Below are 18,036 nucleotides of genomic sequence, written 5' to 3' on the forward strand. Positions count from 1 at the left end.
GAAATCTTTTCAACGGGTTTTTCATTTTAGGGGAATGATGCACCCGATTTAGTTTCGTACGGAGCGCCAACCAAGAAAGATTTTTGTGGGTGGATGGCCTCAATCCCAATTTCGGTTTATAAAGAATACCTACAGGGTTGATAGGCAATTCCCATTTTTGTAACTTGCCAAAAAAAACCTATGAAGCGTTTCCTGTCTTTTTTTCTGATGCTAACCATTTTGTCCTGTAATAGTGATGATGGTGGGGATACTCAAGCATGTACCGAAGTATTGGTGTTCGGTTTGCGAATTGAAGTATTGAATAATACCAATGGTAATCCTGTTAGTAGTGATATTACAGTAACGGCAACCGATGGTAGCTACTCCGAGGATCTTGTTTTTCAGGGAGGAGCTTGGTTAGGTGCTGCGGAGCGTGAAGGAACCTATGATATTTCAGTTACCTCACAATCGTATACTCCGGCCACACTTAATGATATTGTTGTTGGAAAAACAGCGGATGATTGCCACGTTATTACAGAAGAACGTCAAGTGTTGGTTTCACCATTTACTCCCTAATTCCTTCCTTTTTCATTGGGATATAAAGTATAAGCAGGATCACTTTGCCAGTATTCCTTGCTATCCACATCCATTATGGTGAGGGGGCCAGTGAAAGCTATTCCCGTATCGACATTCCAGACATTGGCAAAGTTTAAGGGAATCGTTTCACCCATTTTGGTAGTAGGGGTATGACCCAAATAAATTTCAGAATATAATGAGAGTCGTTTAGGGTAGCGAACATCATCTTTTGGAATTAGAGTATCTAACGCACGAACCATTTCCCAGAGGGTCCGATCCCAAAACACCATGTTCTTGAAGAATTCATGATTAATTCCGTTCACATTGGTGAATCCGGCATGTACAAATAGACGGTCGGAAGTATCTAAATGATAATTCACCAAGCCCTCATAAAAGTCCATATGAACGGCTTTCTGACTCTGAGTAAGAGAATCATAACTTTCCTTGCTAACAGCGCCGCCACTAGCTAACCACATGGGATTTTCGTCGCCATGCCTTAGATAACGATGCATGAGATAATCATGATTGCCCCTAATGAAAACACATGGGTGCCTTTCTGAAAATTCAATGAGAAATGAAACGGTTTCTGCGGCTTCGCTCCAGCCATCCACATAATCCCCCAGGAAAATAAACTGATCCTCCGGACTGGGCTTTATTTTTTCCAAAACTTGGATCAATGCCCTAAGGCCACCATGTATGTCCCCAACTACAAGTGTTCTCATCCCTGTTGTTCGTTTAGCACAAAAATTAAGATCGCAAGAATCGAGACAATGAGAAGAACGAATAAAAATATTTTCCAGAAGGAATATGGTCTTTTACCCGAAAGTGTACCTGTTTGTCCATTTACAAAGAAGTTGTAACGTTTTCCTTTAAACACATAGGCACTAACGAACACAGGTAATAGAATATGTTTAAAGGTTTCCTCGCTTAATTTCATGTTTATGGAATGTACGCGTTGGGTATCTCCACCAATATCCCTTCGCACCCAACGATCTGCAATGCGATTGGCTTCCTTATTAGATTCTAGATGGCCTTCTTTAAGTGGAATCGTATATTTCTCGGTCACAAAACCTGCGAGATAACTACTGTCAAAAGGCAGCAACGCCTTGAGATTCCAATGTGCTACTTTAATTGGGATAACCCCCGAACGTTGCTTTGAGGCTTTAATTAAGGTATCATCAATAAAACCAGAAATATTTCCACTTGCGGGAGTCCATCGTGTTCTGCGTTCCTGTCGGGTTCGCGTTACCGTTTTGCCATTCACAGTGGTGGTATAGGGAACCGTTACATAGTAATAATCTCCCCGTTGACCTGTGTAAGTGGCAAATAATTGGGCATCGAAGGTCCAGTAAGGAACATATAGGCCTTTGGTATTTTGTGGATCGAGTGAGGCTTTTTTCAGTTTATTGGGAGCCCACCATAACTTTTTGACCCATTGTTTAAAAATAAGATGGGCACGTTCTTGGTTTATCTGAAAAGGTAAGACAGCGCCTGGTAATATCCATTCTTCCTTCTTCATATCCTCTACAATGAGCGGAGAACTACAATACACACAATGAAGTGATTTATAATTCTCCTCCACATGCTGATTGGCGCCACAGTTTTTGCATGCAAGCATGGAAATAGCCTCACTATGCGATAGAGAGCCTAGAGCCTCCAAATAGGGTTTTAGCTCCAACTCCTCAAAACCGCTTTCCGATGGGGCGATTTCTTGGGTATGACCACAATAATCGCACTCCAATTGTGTAGTTCCAGGGGCATATACCAATTCTGCCCCGCAATTGATGCAGGATTTCTTGAGTTCTGATTTTTGAATGGGTGCGTCTTGCATTTTTTATTTAGACCGTACGAAAAACAATAGGAAGAAAGGAGGACAAATCTTAGTGCTAAATCATTCTGTCATTCCTTTCCTCTAAAAGGGGTTTTTATGCTCCAGGTAATGGAGGAGGCGTACTTCCTCCCAAAAAGGCTTTGAGTTCCTCCACATCTTTTAATGCCGCCCATCCAGTCATTCCCTGTTTCCAAACCAAGGTATCCTTGTTTACGGTGCGATTGGCAAATAGGGTTCTAAGTTGCTCAAAACCGACGGGACCGGCTTGTTGCCCGTTGTGGGCATAAAAATATTGTACGGCTACTGGCATTGGTGGGGGTACCGCTTGTTGGGTGGCTGTCACTGGTTGAGCGCCTCCCATTTGTGGACTCATCATGCCTCCCATTTGTTGGGCCAACACAAAGCCCATTCCCATTCCCATTCCAGCACCTGCCGTTCCTCCTTCATTGGCAGCAGCAGCTTCAATAGCCTTAGCGGTTTTGAATTTGGTCAATTTATCGAGATCCAATTTATCGATACGACTGTATTCGAAGATTTCCTTTTTAAGGTCTTCGGGCATGGAAACATTCTCAATGTAGAATTTCTCCAGGGAAATACCCACACTCATGAATTCGGGCTGCATTACTTCCTTGCAGGTTTCACTGAGTTCAGAAGTGTTGGCTGCATATAATTCGATAGGTAAGTTGGCCTCTCCTACGGTATCGGTGAATCGAGTGGCAATGAGGCTTTTTAAGTGTTCATTGATTTCGAAATTCGTGAAATTGTTATCTGTCCCTACGATATCGACAATGAACTTACCCGCATCACTAATTTTGAAAGCGTAGGTTCCAAAAGCCCGAATTTCTACCAATCCGAAACGTTCATCATTTAGTGTGATCGGGTTTTTGGTACCCCATTTTTCATCAGTGAAAAGGTGGGTGTTTACAAAGTAAACTTCGGCTTTGAATGGGCTATTGAAGCCATATTTCCATCCTTTAAGTGTGGCGAGGATGGGAAGGTTTTGCGTATCCAGAGTATACGTTCCCGGTGTAAACACATCGGCCAACTGCCCTTCATTCACAAAAACGGCGGTTTGTCCTTCCCGCACAATTAGTTTTGCCCCATTCTTTATTTCGTTTTGATAGCGTTCAAATCGGTGGCAAATGGTATCGTCTGTGTAGTCAAGCCACTCAATGATATCGATAAATTCATGACTTAGTTTTTCTTTTATTTTGTCAAAAAGTCCCATAGATGTTGGTATTTATGAATAGTTGAATCTTAAAATTAAGGAATAAATGGAAATCTATTGTTAACTATACTTTACTTTCCGAAGAATTCGCACAGATTCCTTATACGATTGGTATAGATTTCCTCCCATTTGTTTCAAAAAAGGTTTGGCGTCAAGCAATTTTTCTTTGGCATCCTGAAAATCGTTTAGGTAACATATGAGGTAGGTAGCAGGAAGATGTGTAAGATCCTTTTTGTCCTGTGGACGTAGGCTAACCCCTTTTTTCAACTTTTCCAGAAGCGCATTATTGGTATTGTATATATGATATAACGTGCGTTTATTAAATTGTGGGGGTTCAAAAATAAGCTCGGACGCTATGTTATAAAAGCCATTTTCATGGAAGGTTATGGTAACTTCTTCCAAGGGATAGTATTTATTGTTTTCGTTCAGGCCTAAGTGAACGTATTCTACAATTGAAAAGGAGCCTTCATTATAGGCAATGCTAACTTCGTCCAATGCAGAATAGAATAATCGCACTTGTTCATTGATCAATTCAATATCCACCCGCGAGTAGTACGTCTCACCCCTAACCTGTTTGATGTTTCCAGCCCAGCAAACCACGAATTGTTCCTTAAAAACCTTGTAGTGGGACTCAAGTTCGCTATGTCGAACATTTATGAAATCGATGACGCCGTCTAAGGTATGCTCAATGTTGTTCTTGGCTCGGTTTTCTATGGATTTAACAATCTGTGAGTTTACATCCTTTATCTCGATATCGAAATCCTTAGGCATGGAGATACTGCCATCCCTTAAGAAAATAGAGCCTCCCCAATACTTCCAGATGTTCTTTCTTAGGGAGGTGATTTCTCCCGTAGGCCTTATGGTAACCAATCCCACTACTTTGTCATCGGGTAAATGCGGGAACATGACATTTTCGTATGAAATAAGGGGAGGGTTATTCAAATAGGCATTTACAAGATTCTGTATTTTACTATCGTCAAAAAAGTCTACACCCCTAATTTCATTGCCCTCATCTTCTACACCAATAACAATATAGCTGTTGTTGGCAGGGTTGCTATTGCTAAGAGCACAAATGTGTTTTAGGAATTTAGCTTTTCCTTCCTTGCTGCCTAGATCGATCTTTCGCTTCTTGTCATAAAAACTACTCTCATCATTATGAGCAAGTAATTGTTTAATAAGTAAGCGTTTGTTGATCATTCTTTGGGGGGAAAGCTACTGTCTTTTGTTTACAATGGTACTGCTGGCCTGATCCAAACACATTACCGTTAGATCGGCAATGTTTACATGAGGAGGTCTGGTAATGGCGAACCAAATTATGTCTGCGATGTCCTCTGGAAGAAGAGGATCGTAATTTTGATACACTTTTTCTGCACGCTCAGAATCTCCCTTAAATCGCACTTCACTAAATTCCGTTTGTACCAATCCAGGGTTGATTCCACTAACTTTTATGCCTTTTCCATTCAAATCCAACCGCATTCCTTGGGTAATGGCATCGACGGCATGTTTACTAGCACAGTAGACATTTCCCTTGGGGTATACTTCTTTCCCAGCTGTAGAACCTATGTTGATAATATGCCCTTTTTCTCGCTGTAGCATTCCGGGTAATATGGCTTTGGAAACATATAAAAGGCCTTTCACATTAATATCCATCATAGCATCCCAGTCGTCCATACTTCCATCTTGTATAGTCTCCAGACCATGGGCGTTACCTGCGTTATTTATGAGAATATCTATTTCCGAAAAAGCAGAAGGCACGCTTGCTAGTGCATCAAATACATGTTCCCGATTCCGCACATCAAATTGCAAAGTACATACCTCAGTGTTATTAGAAAGCTCCTTCTGCAATTCTTCCAAACGGTCTTGCCTCCTTCCACATAGAATGAGCCGTATTCCGTGTGTTGCAAATAATTCTGCCGTGGATTTTCCAATACCGGAAGTAGCGCCTGTTATGAGTGCAGTGCGATTGTTTTCTTTCATCAATGATACATTTAAGGAACTTTATGGCCTTGACTGGCCACTAACATTTTAAACCAATCCACTTGGGTTAATTCAATTTTGGAAGCTTCGGCTGCCAATACGATGCGCTCCTTGCTAGTGGTTCCAACTACGGGATGAATGCCAGCAGGGTGTTTTAAAATCCAGGCTAATAATAACTGGTCCTTAGAGACGCTGTACTTCTCTGTTAATTCATCTAATAGGGAATGGATTCGCTTGGTTTGGTCATCTTCTTCCTTAAAGAGCTTACCCAAGGGGCTCCAGCACATGGGCGTAATGGCATTTAATTGCATAAAGTCTAAAGTACCATCGAACATAGCTTGGTTAGAAGTAAGGCTGAATTCAATCTGATTGGCATAAATGAACTCCCTACTATCTATAAGGCGCATTTGGGAAACCGTAAAATTGGAGACCCCAAAACTGCGTATTAGTTCCTTTTCCATTAAATGAGCTACCCCTTTCTTTATTTCATCCCTATCCATAAGTGGGCTTGGGCGGTGTAATAGCAATAGGTCCAGATAATCACATTGTAGGTCATTGATGGATTTTTCTGCACTCCAAATAATATAATCTGCATCGTACTGATAATGCTTGATTTCGTTATCGCGGGTGTCGCCTACATATTGAATCCCACATTTTGAAATGATTTCTATAGTATCCCTTGCAACACCACTTTCTGCAAAAGCAGCTCCAAATTCGCCCTCAGTGGTATAATCGCCGTAAATATCTGCGTGATCGAAAGTGGTAATTCCAGCTTCTACACTATGTTTCAAAAGCGAAACCATCTCGTTTTTAGAGAGTTGCTTCCCCCAAACACCCCAGGTCATACAGCCTTGAATTATCCTTGAAAATTTTGGTTCCATTGTCTATTTTTAGTGCGTCTTAAAGTTAAAAATTTGAAATTAGTAAAAAGTGCGTTAGCCCTTTTATTTACTAGAAGTTTTAACCAATTGTTAACAGCAACTCTCAGCATAAATTTTGAATTTGCATCCCATTCAATTTTTGAATGCTATTATTGAACTAAAATACGTATGGAACAAGCAGCTACTGCCCTAGATATAGGTGCATTGAATGAGAAAATAGAAAAGGAAAGTGCTTTTGTGGATATCCTCACTTTGGAAATGAACAAAGTGATTGTTGGACAGAAACACATGGTAGAACGACTCCTCATCGGTCTGTTGGGTCAAGGACACATCCTATTGGAAGGGGTGCCCGGATTGGCAAAAACTTTGGCAATCAACACCTTGTCCAAAGCGGTACATGGATCTTTTAGCCGTATTCAGTTTACTCCAGACCTTTTGCCAGCCGATGTGGTGGGAACATTGATCTACAACATGAAGGCCAATGATTTCAGTATTAAGAAAGGACCCATTTTTGCCAATTTTGTTTTGGCAGATGAGATTAACAGGGCTCCGGCCAAGGTGCAATCTGCATTGCTGGAAGCCATGCAGGAAAAACAAGTCACCATAGGGGACGACACCTTCATACTGGAAAAACCATTTTTGGTAATGGCTACCCAGAACCCAATTGAACAAGAAGGGACCTATCCACTTCCAGAAGCACAAGTAGACCGTTTTATGCTAAAAACGGTTATTAAGTATCCAAAATTGGAAGAGGAACAACTCATTATACGTCAAAACCTGAAAGGAGGTTTCGAACAGGTAAATCCTGTGGTAACCATTGATCAGATTAAAAGAGCCCAAGAAGCAGTTAGGGAGGTGTATATGGATGAGAAAATCGAGAAGTATATTCTCGACATCATTTTCGCTACACGTACTCCCGAGAACTATGGTCTTAATGATTTAAAAGGGCTCATTGGTTTTGGAGCATCTCCAAGGGGAAGTATCAATTTGGCTTCGGCGGCCAAATGCTACGCTTTTATCAAACGAAGAGGATATGTCATACCTGAAGATGTCCGCGCCGTAGTTCATGATGTACTCCGTCACCGTATTGGGGTTACTTATGAAGCGGAAGCCGAAAATATTACTTCAGAAGATATCATAAACAAGATCGTAAACGTAATCGAAGTACCGTAAATCAGTATGCAGTATTCAGTATGCAACTACAAATGAGCTATTGTGTGTTGAATCTTTCTGCTGTTAACTAACTGCCAACTGTTTGCTGAACACTATGGACACTAAAGAACTTCTTAAGAAAGTACGTAAGATCGAAATCAAAACCCGTCGCCTAAGCGACCATGTTTTTGGTGGAGAGTACCATAGCACCTTTAAGGGGCGTGGAATGACTTTTTCTGAAGTTAGGCAGTACCAATTTGGTGACGATGTAAGAAATATAGACTGGAATGTTACCGCCCGTTACAACGAACCTTTTGTAAAGGTCTTCGAAGAAGAACGCGAACTTACCATGATGCTCATGGTAGATATAAGTGGTTCCGAACTCTTTGGAACAGGTACTCAGTTCAAAAATGAAATTATTACCGAAATAGCAGCAACCCTTGCATTTTCTGCAATGCAGAATAACGATAAAATTGGATTGATCCTTTTTTCGGATGAGATAGAGTTATTCATCCCACCCAAAAAAGGAAAATCCCATGTACTGCGAATCATAAGGGAGTTACTGGAATTTCAACCCAAAAGCAAGCAAACGGATATTGCACAAGCTTTGAAATACCTCACCAATGTAATGAAAAAGAAGGCCATTGTTTTTGTGCTTTCCGATTTCATTACAGAGGGGTATAAAGACACCTTGAAAATCGTTTCCAAAAAACACGATGTAACAGGGATCCGAATTTATGACCGTAGGGAAGAAAATATGCCAAATCTGGGGATGGTGCAAATGGAAGACGAAGAAACCGGAGAGTTAATGTTGGTAAATACAAGTTCTAAGAGCGTGCGCAGGGGATATAGCAAATACTATAATGAAAGAGTGGATGAGTTCAACGATGCCTTTCTTAAAAGCGGAGCAGGAGTATTAAGTTGTAGGGTAGATGAAAGTTACGTGAAGAAATTGTTGGGATATTTCAAAAGAAGAGGATAGCGGGAATGGAATACAAAAGTAAATATGGGTCTTTTATTTGTGAAAAAGGCCATTCGTTACGAATGGTTTTAGCGGCCCTATTCACTATTTTCTTATGTCAAGATATAGCTGCCCAGGTTACCTCTTCTGTTGATACGACCTTGATCCGAATCGGTGAAGAGATTAAGTATACCATACAGGTAGAAGCCGATACAACCTCCTTGGTTCTTTTTCCTGAAGGCCAAAGTTTCGCTCCGCTCGAAACCATAGAATCCTATAAGACCGATACGACGAAACTGGAAGATAAGTACGTATTGATTAAGAAATACGGAATTACCCAGTTCGATTCGGGAACGTATAAACTTCCTGCTCAGCGTATTATGATAGATGATCGTGTATTTACGACCGACTCTGCCTTGGTTGAGGTGCGGAATGTTCCAGTGGATACGACCAAGCAGAAAATGTTCGACATTAAACCAGTGATCGAAGTGAAAGGGCCTCCCTTCAATTTTATTACATTATTGTATATACTGCTTCCTTTATTGATTATAGGGGCTATAGGGTATCTGCTTTTTAGAAGGAAAAAAAGAAAAGAAGAGCGGGAAAAACAGTTGCCTCCATACGAAGAAGCGATGGTAGCCCTGGAAGAGTTGGATAGTTTGGAACTGTTGAAAGAGAACAAATCAAAGGCCTATTATTCTTCACTTACTGAAATCGTGAAGCGTTATTTAGACCGAGAGGTCGACAGTAGGGCACTGGAAAGTACAAGTGACGAATTGATTGAACGCTTAATGCTACTGAAGGATTCCGGACACTTTGAATTTGACCAAGAAACCATCAGAAAATTGGATGGGATCTTCAAAAGAGCGGATTTGGTCAAATTTGCAAAAATGAAGGAGGAAATAGGACAAGCAAGAGCGGATCGATCTTCCATAGAAGAAATCATCAACGAAACCCAAGAAGCCATTCCAGAACCTTCTGAAGAAGAACTCTTGCAAAACGAACTGTATTTGGAAGCCATGAAGAAGAAACGCAGGAAAAGGCGTGTTCTTATCGGATCCCTTGCAGGACTTTTTGCAATTTTGATAACCACGGTGGTGTTAGGAACTACCTTGGGTTGGTCCTACCTAAAGGATAATGTCATTGGCCACCCCACCAAAGAATTATTGGAGGGTAAATGGTACCGTAGCGAGTATGGAATTCCTGCAATTATTGTGGAAACCCCTGTTGTTTTGAAACGTACCCCTATTCCAATTCCTGAAGAAGCAAGGGAGCAGGTTCAATCCATGGATATGTTTGGCTATGGAAGTTTGCTCGACATGTTTTATGTGGCGGTAAGCTCGGTGAAGTATACCGGTGAGATTGAAGTGAATTTAGAAAGATCCCTTGAAGGGTCACTCCAATCTATGGAACAGCAAGGAGCCCAAAATATCATCGTGAAGCAAGAGGCTTTCGAAACACCCGAAGGACTAAAGGGACGAAAAGCCTACGGAAGCTTTAAATCTGAGTTAGCCAACGGAAAACTTGGACCTGAGCAGAATTATGAAATCATAGTATTTGGTCAGCAGGGCGCATTGCAGCAAATCATAGTGGTTTCAAAAGCTGATGATGATTATGCCGAAGAATTGGTAGCTCGAATAGTGAATTCGGTAGAACTGGAAATAGATCCTTTTCAAAAAAAGGAAGAAGTTAAAGAAGAAGAATGATGCAGAATTTCGAATATGTACATCCACAGTTTTTTTGGTTGCTTTTGTTGCTACCTCTGCTCGTGGTATGGTACATTTGGAAGCGAAAGCAGCAGACAGCGGCCCTTAAAATTTCGAGCATTAAAGGATTCAAAACAGGAAAGAATTGGCTGGCAAAACTTCGCCCTGTCCTTTTTGCCCTAAGGCTTGTTGCATTGGGAGCTATCATTGTGGCTTTAGCCCGCCCCAGAAATGTAAACGAAAGCACTAAGATTAAGACCACAAGTGGGATCGATATCGTTATGGCCATCGATGTTTCGGCCAGTATGTTGGCACGTGATTTAAAACCTAACCGTTTGGAAGCCTTGAAAAAGGTGGCCGGGCGATTTATAAATGCTAGGCCCAATGATAGGATAGGATTGGTAGAATATGCAGGCGAAAGCTTCACGAAAACACCCCTTACCAGTGACAAAAGCATTGCTTTTTCTTCACTAAAAAGTATTAAGTATAATAATGTGATAGAAGGAGGGACGGCGATAGGAATGGGATTGGCTACTGCAGTAAACAGATTAAAAGAAAGCCGCGCAAAAAGTAAGGTGATCATTCTTTTAACGGACGGGGTGAATAATACTGGGTTTATCGATCCAAAAATCGCGAGTGAATTGGCTGTGGAATTTGGCATCAAAGTATATACGATTGGTTTAGGGACCAATGGTATGGCGGTCTCTCCTATTGGGTTACTTCGTAATGGAGAATTTCAGTACGGCAATGTTCCCGTAGAAATAGATGAAGAATTGCTTCAGGAAATAGCGGAGACTACAGATGGTAAATATTTTAGGGCCACCAGCAACACACGGTTAAGTGAAATTTATGAAGAAATTAATAAACTGGAGAAAACAGAAATAGAAGAATTTAAGTTTAAGAGTTACGATGAGAAATTTCGTCCTCTTGTGCTACTGGCATTAGGTCTTTTAGCACTGGAGTGGTTACTGCGTTATACTTTGTTTAGAAGCTTTATTTAGAAAGATGTATCAATTAGAAGAACCCATATATTTTTATATCATGATCGGAATTCCGGCACTGGTCTTCCTATTTCTATTGTTACAACTTTGGAGGAAAAGAGCTCAGAATAATTTTGCCTCAAATTACTTGTTGAGAAAATTGAGCCCTAACCGATCACTCTTCAAACCGATCCTGAAACTATTGGTACTTTGTTTGGCAGTGGCATGCCTCAGCTTTGCATTGGTAAATCCCAAAATCGGTACCAAATTGGAAACTGTAAAAAGGGAAGGGGTAGATGTGGTATTCGCCCTTGATGTATCCAAAAGTATGCTTGCCGAAGATATCGCACCAAATAGAATGGAGAAGTCCAAACAATTGGTGGCACAGATCATTAATAGTTTGGCGGGAGATAGGGTTGGTATTATTGGATATGCCAGTAGCGCATTTCCGCAAGTTCCAATTACGACCGATTTTGCATCTGCAAAGTTATTCCTTGCCGGGATGAATACCGAGATGGTTTCCTCTCAGGGAACTGCCATTACAGAAGCTATTTCGTTGGCTCAAACATACTATGACGATGACGAACAAAGTAATCGGGTGCTTTTCATTGTAAGCGATGGGGAAGATCATGAAGGAAATGTGTCTGCCATTGTTGAAGAAGCTGCCCAAATGGGGATTAAGATTTTCACGATTGGCGTAGGAACCGAAAAAGGAGCCCAGATTCCAATTAAGAGAAATGGCATCCTACAATACTATAAAAGGGATCAGAATAATGAAGTGGTGATCACCAGATTGCATACGCCTACACTTCAAGAAATTGCCGAAGGGGCCAATGGAGAGTTTATAGATGGAAGTAATACCAAGGAAGTCGTAGAGACAGTTACAGCCATATTAAATGGTATGGATAAAAAGGAATTTGAAGCCAAACAGTTTACGGATTTTAAAGACCAGTTTCAATGGTTTCTGGCTGGGGCATTATTTTTGTTGATATTAGATGTCTTGCTTTTGGAACGTAAGACCCAATGGTTGAAAAAGTTGAATTTATTTAATGAAGGAGAATAAAATGAAAAGGACTTCATACATAACGCTCATTCTATTGTTGTTTACATCGGTTTCTTTTGGGCAGAAAGAAAGCAAGGAGCAAAGACAACAGCAAAAGGAAACCCAAGAATTTTTAAGTGAAGCAAATTCTGAATTGTTCGATGACAATTTTGTGGATGCCGAAGTGAATTATAGGAAAGCCATAGCTACGAGCCCTTCTGTAGAGACTGGGAAATACAATTTGGGAAATGCCTACTACAATGAAGCCAAGAACGATGAAGCAATGCGTCGTTTTGCCCAAGCCGCTGAGGTCGCTAAGAACAAGCCCGAGAAACATAAAGCATATCATAACCTCGGTAATACTTTCATGAATGCTGAGAAGTATCAGGAGGCCGTCGAAGCTTATAAAAGTGCACTTCGAAATAATCCTACCGACGAAGAAACACGTTATAACCTAGCGTTGGCAAAAGAAATGCTCGAGAAGAATCCACCGCAAGGAGGAGATGGCGAGAATGACAATGAAGATCAACAGGATAATAAAGATCAGCAAGATCAGAATCAGGATAACAAGGACGACGAAGGGAAAGAAAAAGAAGGAGACGATGGAGAGCAAAAGGAGGATGAAAGCGATCAAGGTGATGAAAAGGATAAGAACGAAGGAGATAAGGAAGGCGAGAACGAAAAACAAGAACAGCAAGATCCTAAAGATCAAAAGGACGGACAGGGAGATCAACCCAAAGAACAAAAACAACAGCCCGTTCCTGGAAAGTTGTCTCCACAGCAGATTAAAAACCTGCTGAAAGCAATGAATGATCAGGAGAAGAAAGTCCAGGATAAGATCAATGCAAAAAAATTAAAAGGAACCAAAGTTAAAAGTGATAAAGATTGGTAGTTATGAAGGGGGGTAAGTTTCTCTACATATGTATGTTTCTTCTGAGCTGCAGTTTTTTGCAAGCTCAGGTCACGTTTCAGTCTAAGGTGAGCAAAAAGAAATTAGGGGTTAATGAGCGTCTGCGAATCGATTTCGAAATGAATCAAGATGGCGACGATTTTAACCCTCCGGATTTTGCTGGTTTCCGTATTGTGGGAGGACCTCACCAAGCAATTAGTAATTCATGGATTAACGGGAAAAGAAGTTACTCCAAAACGTATTCATATACCCTTGCTCCTAAAGCAAAAGGGAAGTTTACGATAGGTCAGGCGACTATTAATATTGAAGGGGAAACCTATAAGACCACACCTATCGTAGTGCAGGTAACTGCCGCTGTTAGCAAGCCCAAGGATGGCAATAATGCCGATTATTTGGCCAGTGAGAATGTTCACTTGGTAGCAGAGGTTTCCAAGACCAATCCTTATTTGAATGAGGCAATTACGGTTACCTACAAATTATATGTGTCCAATGAGGTGAGTATAACCAGTAATTGGCGCGAAGTAGATACGCCAAAGTATGCCGATTTTTGGAGCCAGAATATTGACAGTCGGGGTAATTACAAGATATATGATGGTACATACCAGGGGGAAGATTATCGATATGTAGTCCTTAGAAGAACAGTGCTATATCCCCAGAAGACAGGAAAACTGGAAATTGAACCATTAAGCCTCGATATCCCTATCGATGTAAAAAGCAATCGACGTGATATTTTTGGCCGTAGTCTCATGACACGGGTGAACAAAACTATTTCTGCTGGGAAAAGGACCATCGATGTAAAGCCGCTTCCAGAGGAGGGCCGTCCCATTAATTTTACGGGAGCTGTGGGTGATTTCGATTTTGCCATTTCAACCAATAAAACTCAACTGGATGCTAATGAAGCACTGGAATTGTCCGTTAAAGTTTCGGGAAATGGAAATTTGAAATTATTCGATCTTCCGAAATTAAAACTCCCTAGTACCCTCGAGGTCTATGAACCCTCTCGAGCGGATAATATTAAAACCCTAGCGAAAGGAATGTCTGGAGCGATGGTAGAAAATTATACGGTCGTTCCGCAATTCAAGGGGAACTACCCAATACGACCCATTACTTTTTCCTTTTTCAATCCAAGTACTGCAACCTATGAAACGCTTTCTTCTAAAGAGATCTTAATTGAAGTGGAAAATGGCCCGTTGACCAATGAAAGCACAGAAAATTCGACTACTGCTACCAAGCAGGTAGTGACTTTAGATAAGAACCAGTTTAAATACATAAAGCTGAATGCCAATTTGGAAGCGATGGAAAAGGTACACTTCTTTAAATCGAAGACATTTTGGGTATTATTGGGAGCGCCATTTCTTTTTATACCGCTTGCCATTTTTGTAGGGAGAAAAAGAAAGCAGCGTTTGGCAGATGTAGACGGAAACCGACTTAGAAGAGCTAATCAATTAGCTAAAAAGTATTTAAGTGAGGCCAAGAAGAATCTTGGCAGCCAGACTGCCTTTTATGAATCTTTGGAGCGCGCACTGCACAATTATTTGAAAGCCAAACTGAATATTGAAACAAGTGAAATGTCCAAAGCGCATATTTCTAATGTATTGTTGGAAAGAAAAGTAGACTTGGGTGTTGTAGGCAATTTTACAGACCTTCTCAAAAGCTGTGAATTTGCTAGGTATACACCTACTTCTAATGTGACTATTCAAAAGGATTACGAAACTGCAGTAGGGACTATTTCCAACATTGATAAACAAATTCAATAACGACCCAGAAATGAAAAAGGTTATTTACATACTAGCGCTTTTTGTCTCTTCTCTGGGAATAGCTCAAAATGAAGCCCTTTTTGAACAGGGAAAACAACAATACAAGGCAGATAAGTTTCAAGACGCCATCACCACTTGGGATAAGATATTGAAATCGGGTCAGCATTCTGCAGCCTTGTACTATAACATTGGGAATGCACATTATCGTCTCAATCAAATAGGGCCCAGTATCTATTATTATGAAAAAGCACTACAGCTTGCTCCAAATGACGGGGAAATCCTTAACAATTTGGCCTATGCCCAAAATGCTACCGTCGATGCTATCGAGCCATTACCCCAAACAGTTTTTGCCAAGTGGGATAAAAAGGTTTCTAATTTACTAACCTTCGAAGGATGGGCAGGGGTTTCGGTAATTTGCTCCATTATCTTCGCGTTGTTTTTTATTGGCTATTATTTTTCAGTATATAGCCAAAGAAAACGTGTATTATTTGTGGGTTCCTTAGTGGCTCTTTTTGTGCTCATAACGGGTGTAACCATGAGTTTTCGAACATTTGGGAGGCAGTTAAAGGATACACCTGCCATCATATTTGCCGAAAGTACCGAAGTTAAGTCGGACCCAAAAATGAATAGCGAAACCTCATTCCTTTTGCATGAAGGCACCAAGGTTCAGATAATTGTTGAAGATGGCGACTGGAGTCGCATTCAAATTGCCGACGGTAAAGACGGCTGGGTACTCAATTCAGATTTTAAAATCCTTTAGTTTAGTAATAGATTAACAGCATAGTTGGCGTAAAATGTTATTTTTGAATGAACGATCAAGGATTCATGAAGACCAACGCATTATTCTTTTTACTTCTTTTCTCTGTTTTTATTGTTACACCAGCAGTAATTAACCTGTGTGATAATGAGGCAGATATCGTTGAGTTTTCTATAGGTGAAGAAGAAAAAACTGATACCTCTTTGGCAGATTCTGAACACTATGTGTTAATTAGCCTGAGAGATCAAGAAAATGCTTCTTCAATGACTCAAAAAATCACACCAGAGAGGTCCTCTCATCCATTTTGGGATACCTGGTATCCTGATACCTTTTCCCCTCCACCAGAATTTTCTGTACTTTAATGCAGCAGAAGAACTTTCTGTACTTTCAGCAAAACCCAAAAAGGGTTTTGTGAAATTTCTAAACAACCTTTAAAACCAAACAACTTATGTTCAAGAATATATTCACTAATATTAGAGGGAATGTTTTTGGTGGAGTTACCGCAGGAATCGTGGCTTTACCATTAGCACTGGCCTTTGGTGTACAATCTGGTCTAGGGCCCAGTGCAGGACTTTATGGGGCCATATTTATTGGTTTCTTTGCCTCTCTTTTTGGAGGAACGAACACCCAAATTTCCGGCCCAACCGCACCAATGACTGCAGTATCTATGGTCATTATTGCGGGTATAATTGCCGCCAATGAAGGAAATGTTGAAAAGGCATTACCTTACATTCTACTGGTATTTTTGTTGGCAGGACTCATGCAGGTTGTCATGGGTCTGGTAGGTATAGGGAAGTATATTAAATACATTCCTTATCCTGTGGTATCTGGCTTCATGACGGCTATTGGGGTCATTATTCTCATCACACAAATTTCTCCTTTGCTTGGATATAGTGTAGAAAGGGACGAAGCCTTTATTCAGGAATTTAAACCGCAGGCAGAAGAGGTTCTCCTGGATAAAATCCTGAAAGATGAAGCCGGCGAGGGAATATTGGTTCTTGAAGATTTCAGGGAGACTATAACGCGAGCCGAAAAAATTACGGAAAATGAGATTCAAGTAGAAGCCATGACCCTTGCCAAGAGCGAAGGATCTGGTGTTATTGGAACGCTTCGAACTTTACCACGAGCACTTTCTAACATTAACTGGCTAGAACTTATTCTGGCTGCCATAACCATTTTAATCATCTTTGGTTTCAAAAAAATCACCACCAAGGTTCCTAGCACTCTAGTAGCGCTCTTTGTGGTATCGGGAGGGGCCTACTTTCTGAAATTGAACTATCTTCCCATTAAAGAAATCCCTGGCGGATTCCCGATCATAAATATGGGAATATTTGCCAATTTTAATATCGGCCAAATAAGTCCATATGTGCTTACGGCCTTAACCCTCGCGTTCCTTGGTGCTATTGATTCACTATTGACCTCGGTAGTGGCAGATAACATGACGAAAACAAAGCACAAGCCTAACCAAGAATTGGTAGGACAAGGTATTGGAAATAGTATTGCAGCATTGTTCGGGGGTATTCCAGGTGCTGGGGCCACCATTAGGACAGTGGTAAATATCAACTCTGGAGGAACTACAAAACTTTCGGGAATGATTGCCTCCTTGCTCTTACTGGTTATTCTATTGGCTCTAGGAGATGTGGCCTCGCAGATTCCTGCAGCGGTACTTGCCGGGATTCTTATTACGGTCGGAATAGGAGTTATGGACTACAAAGGATTAAGAGCTATCCCAAAAATGCCAATTTCGGAAATTGTAATCATGTTATTGGTGCTTTTCCTATCTGTTTTCTGGGATCTTATTTATGCCGTTGGAATTGGATTGGTATTGGCCTCTTTAATCTTTATGAAGAAAATTGGAGACTTAACCGCTCGTAAATCGAAAGTGGTTGTTCTTGATAATGCTGACGAATTGGATCATCCTTGGAAAGATGAAATTAATTTTCCAGCAGATTTGAAAACGAAGGTTTTTGTAAAACGATTAAAAGGACCCATCTTTTTTGGCTCAACAAGTGAAATTCAAGAACTCGCCAAAGAAATACCTGAGTCTGCGTCGCATGTTATTATTAGGATGGGTGAAGTGCCCTATATGGATCAATCGGGGACGTATACCATGGAAGAAATCTTATTGGAATTAAATCAAAAGGACATTCATCCAATGTTCGAAGGGCTGCAAGAGCAGCCTAATGCGATCATGACCAGCATCGATATTATTCCAGATTTGGTGCCAAATGAGTGCCTATTCGATAATTTTAAGGATGCAATGATATACATCCGCGAACATGTAAGTAGGGACAAATAA

Annotated in this window: 17 protein-coding genes; 11 read left to right on the top strand and 6 right to left on the bottom strand. The window is 40.8% G+C overall.

Features of this window, described 5'->3' with window-relative positions; all coding sequences use genetic code 11:
* The first annotated feature begins 180 nt into the window (after positions 1–180).
* Positions 181–555: a hypothetical protein gene (locus AC6JAD_RS07050; protein ID WP_461304586.1), complete on the top strand. Its 375-nt coding sequence runs from the start codon at positions 181–183 to the stop codon at positions 553–555.
* Here the strand turns inward: AC6JAD_RS07050 and AC6JAD_RS07055 are convergent.
* The 6 genes from AC6JAD_RS07055 to AC6JAD_RS07080 all read right to left on the bottom strand — a co-directional run bounded on the left by AC6JAD_RS07055 (position 552) and on the right by AC6JAD_RS07080 (position 6,472).
* Positions 552–1,277, bottom strand: a complete 726-nt coding sequence (locus AC6JAD_RS07055) for a metallophosphoesterase family protein (protein WP_497866200.1) — start codon at positions 1,275–1,277, stop codon at positions 552–554. The two genes, AC6JAD_RS07050 and AC6JAD_RS07055, sit on opposite strands and share 4 nt — an antisense overlap.
* Positions 1,274–2,386, bottom strand: a complete 1,113-nt coding sequence (locus AC6JAD_RS07060) for a TFIIB-type zinc ribbon-containing protein (protein WP_461304588.1) — start codon at positions 2,384–2,386, stop codon at positions 1,274–1,276. Before AC6JAD_RS07060 ends, AC6JAD_RS07055 begins: the two co-directional genes overlap by 4 nt.
* 94 nt (positions 2,387–2,480) lie before the next feature.
* Positions 2,481–3,614, bottom strand: coding sequence for an SPFH domain-containing protein (locus AC6JAD_RS07065; protein WP_461304589.1), 1,134 nt, complete (start codon positions 3,612–3,614; stop codon positions 2,481–2,483).
* Positions 3,615–3,674: 60 nt separating this feature from the next.
* Positions 3,675–4,811, bottom strand: coding sequence for an ATP-binding protein (locus tag AC6JAD_RS07070; protein ID WP_497866202.1), 1,137 nt, complete (start codon positions 4,809–4,811; stop codon positions 3,675–3,677).
* Between the two features lie 15 nt (positions 4,812–4,826).
* Positions 4,827–5,591 carry an SDR family NAD(P)-dependent oxidoreductase gene (locus AC6JAD_RS07075; protein ID WP_461304591.1) on the bottom strand — a complete coding sequence of 255 codons (765 nt, stop codon included), beginning with the start codon at positions 5,589–5,591 and terminating at the stop codon, positions 4,827–4,829.
* 11 nt (positions 5,592–5,602) lie between these two features.
* A complete protein-coding gene (locus tag AC6JAD_RS07080; protein ID WP_461304592.1) occupies positions 5,603–6,472 on the bottom strand; it encodes an aldo/keto reductase in 870 nt (289 codons plus the stop codon).
* Between the two features lie 168 nt (positions 6,473–6,640).
* Here AC6JAD_RS07080 and AC6JAD_RS07085 point away from each other — a divergent pair, with 168 nt between their 5' ends.
* From AC6JAD_RS07085 to AC6JAD_RS07130, 10 genes are all read left to right on the top strand, one after another.
* Positions 6,641–7,645, top strand: coding sequence for an AAA family ATPase (locus AC6JAD_RS07085; protein WP_461304593.1), 1,005 nt, complete (start codon positions 6,641–6,643; stop codon positions 7,643–7,645).
* 94 nt (positions 7,646–7,739) lie between these two features.
* Entirely contained in the window at positions 7,740–8,606 is an 867-nt protein-coding gene (locus AC6JAD_RS07090) for a DUF58 domain-containing protein (protein ID WP_461304594.1), read from the top strand.
* Positions 8,607–8,668: 62 nt separating this feature from the next.
* Positions 8,669–10,291 (top strand): hypothetical protein, encoded by a 1,623-nt coding sequence (locus AC6JAD_RS07095; protein WP_461304595.1) that lies wholly within the window; start codon positions 8,669–8,671, stop codon positions 10,289–10,291.
* Entirely contained in the window at positions 10,288–11,292 is a 1,005-nt protein-coding gene (locus AC6JAD_RS07100) for a vWA domain-containing protein (RefSeq protein WP_461304596.1), read from the top strand. Before AC6JAD_RS07095 ends, AC6JAD_RS07100 begins: the two co-directional genes overlap by 4 nt.
* Positions 11,293–11,296: 4 nt before the next feature.
* Complete coding sequence (locus AC6JAD_RS07105; protein ID WP_461304597.1) at positions 11,297–12,334, top strand: VWA domain-containing protein; 1,038 nt, start codon at positions 11,297–11,299, stop codon at positions 12,332–12,334.
* Complete coding sequence (locus AC6JAD_RS07110) at positions 12,321–13,205, top strand: tetratricopeptide repeat protein (protein WP_461304598.1); 885 nt, start codon at positions 12,321–12,323, stop codon at positions 13,203–13,205. The genes AC6JAD_RS07105 and AC6JAD_RS07110 overlap by 14 nt, the downstream gene beginning before the upstream one ends.
* A 56-nt stretch (positions 13,206–13,261) precedes the next feature.
* Entirely contained in the window at positions 13,262–14,980 is a 1,719-nt protein-coding gene (locus tag AC6JAD_RS07115) for a BatD family protein (RefSeq protein WP_461304599.1), read from the top strand.
* A 10-nt stretch (positions 14,981–14,990) separates the two neighbouring features.
* On the top strand, positions 14,991–15,740 hold the full coding sequence (locus AC6JAD_RS07120) for a tetratricopeptide repeat protein (RefSeq protein WP_461304600.1): 750 nt from the start codon (positions 14,991–14,993) through the stop codon (positions 15,738–15,740).
* Positions 15,741–15,787: 47 nt separating this feature from the next.
* The gene (locus tag AC6JAD_RS07125; RefSeq protein WP_461304601.1) at positions 15,788–16,099 is read left to right on the top strand and encodes a hypothetical protein; all 312 of its coding nucleotides are present in this window, start codon (positions 15,788–15,790) and stop codon (positions 16,097–16,099) included.
* Between the two features lie 86 nt (positions 16,100–16,185).
* Positions 16,186–18,036: a SulP family inorganic anion transporter gene (locus AC6JAD_RS07130; RefSeq protein WP_461304602.1), complete on the top strand. Its 1,851-nt coding sequence runs from the start codon at positions 16,186–16,188 to the stop codon at positions 18,034–18,036.

It is taken from the genome of Aureisphaera sp., from assembly GCF_059726885.1.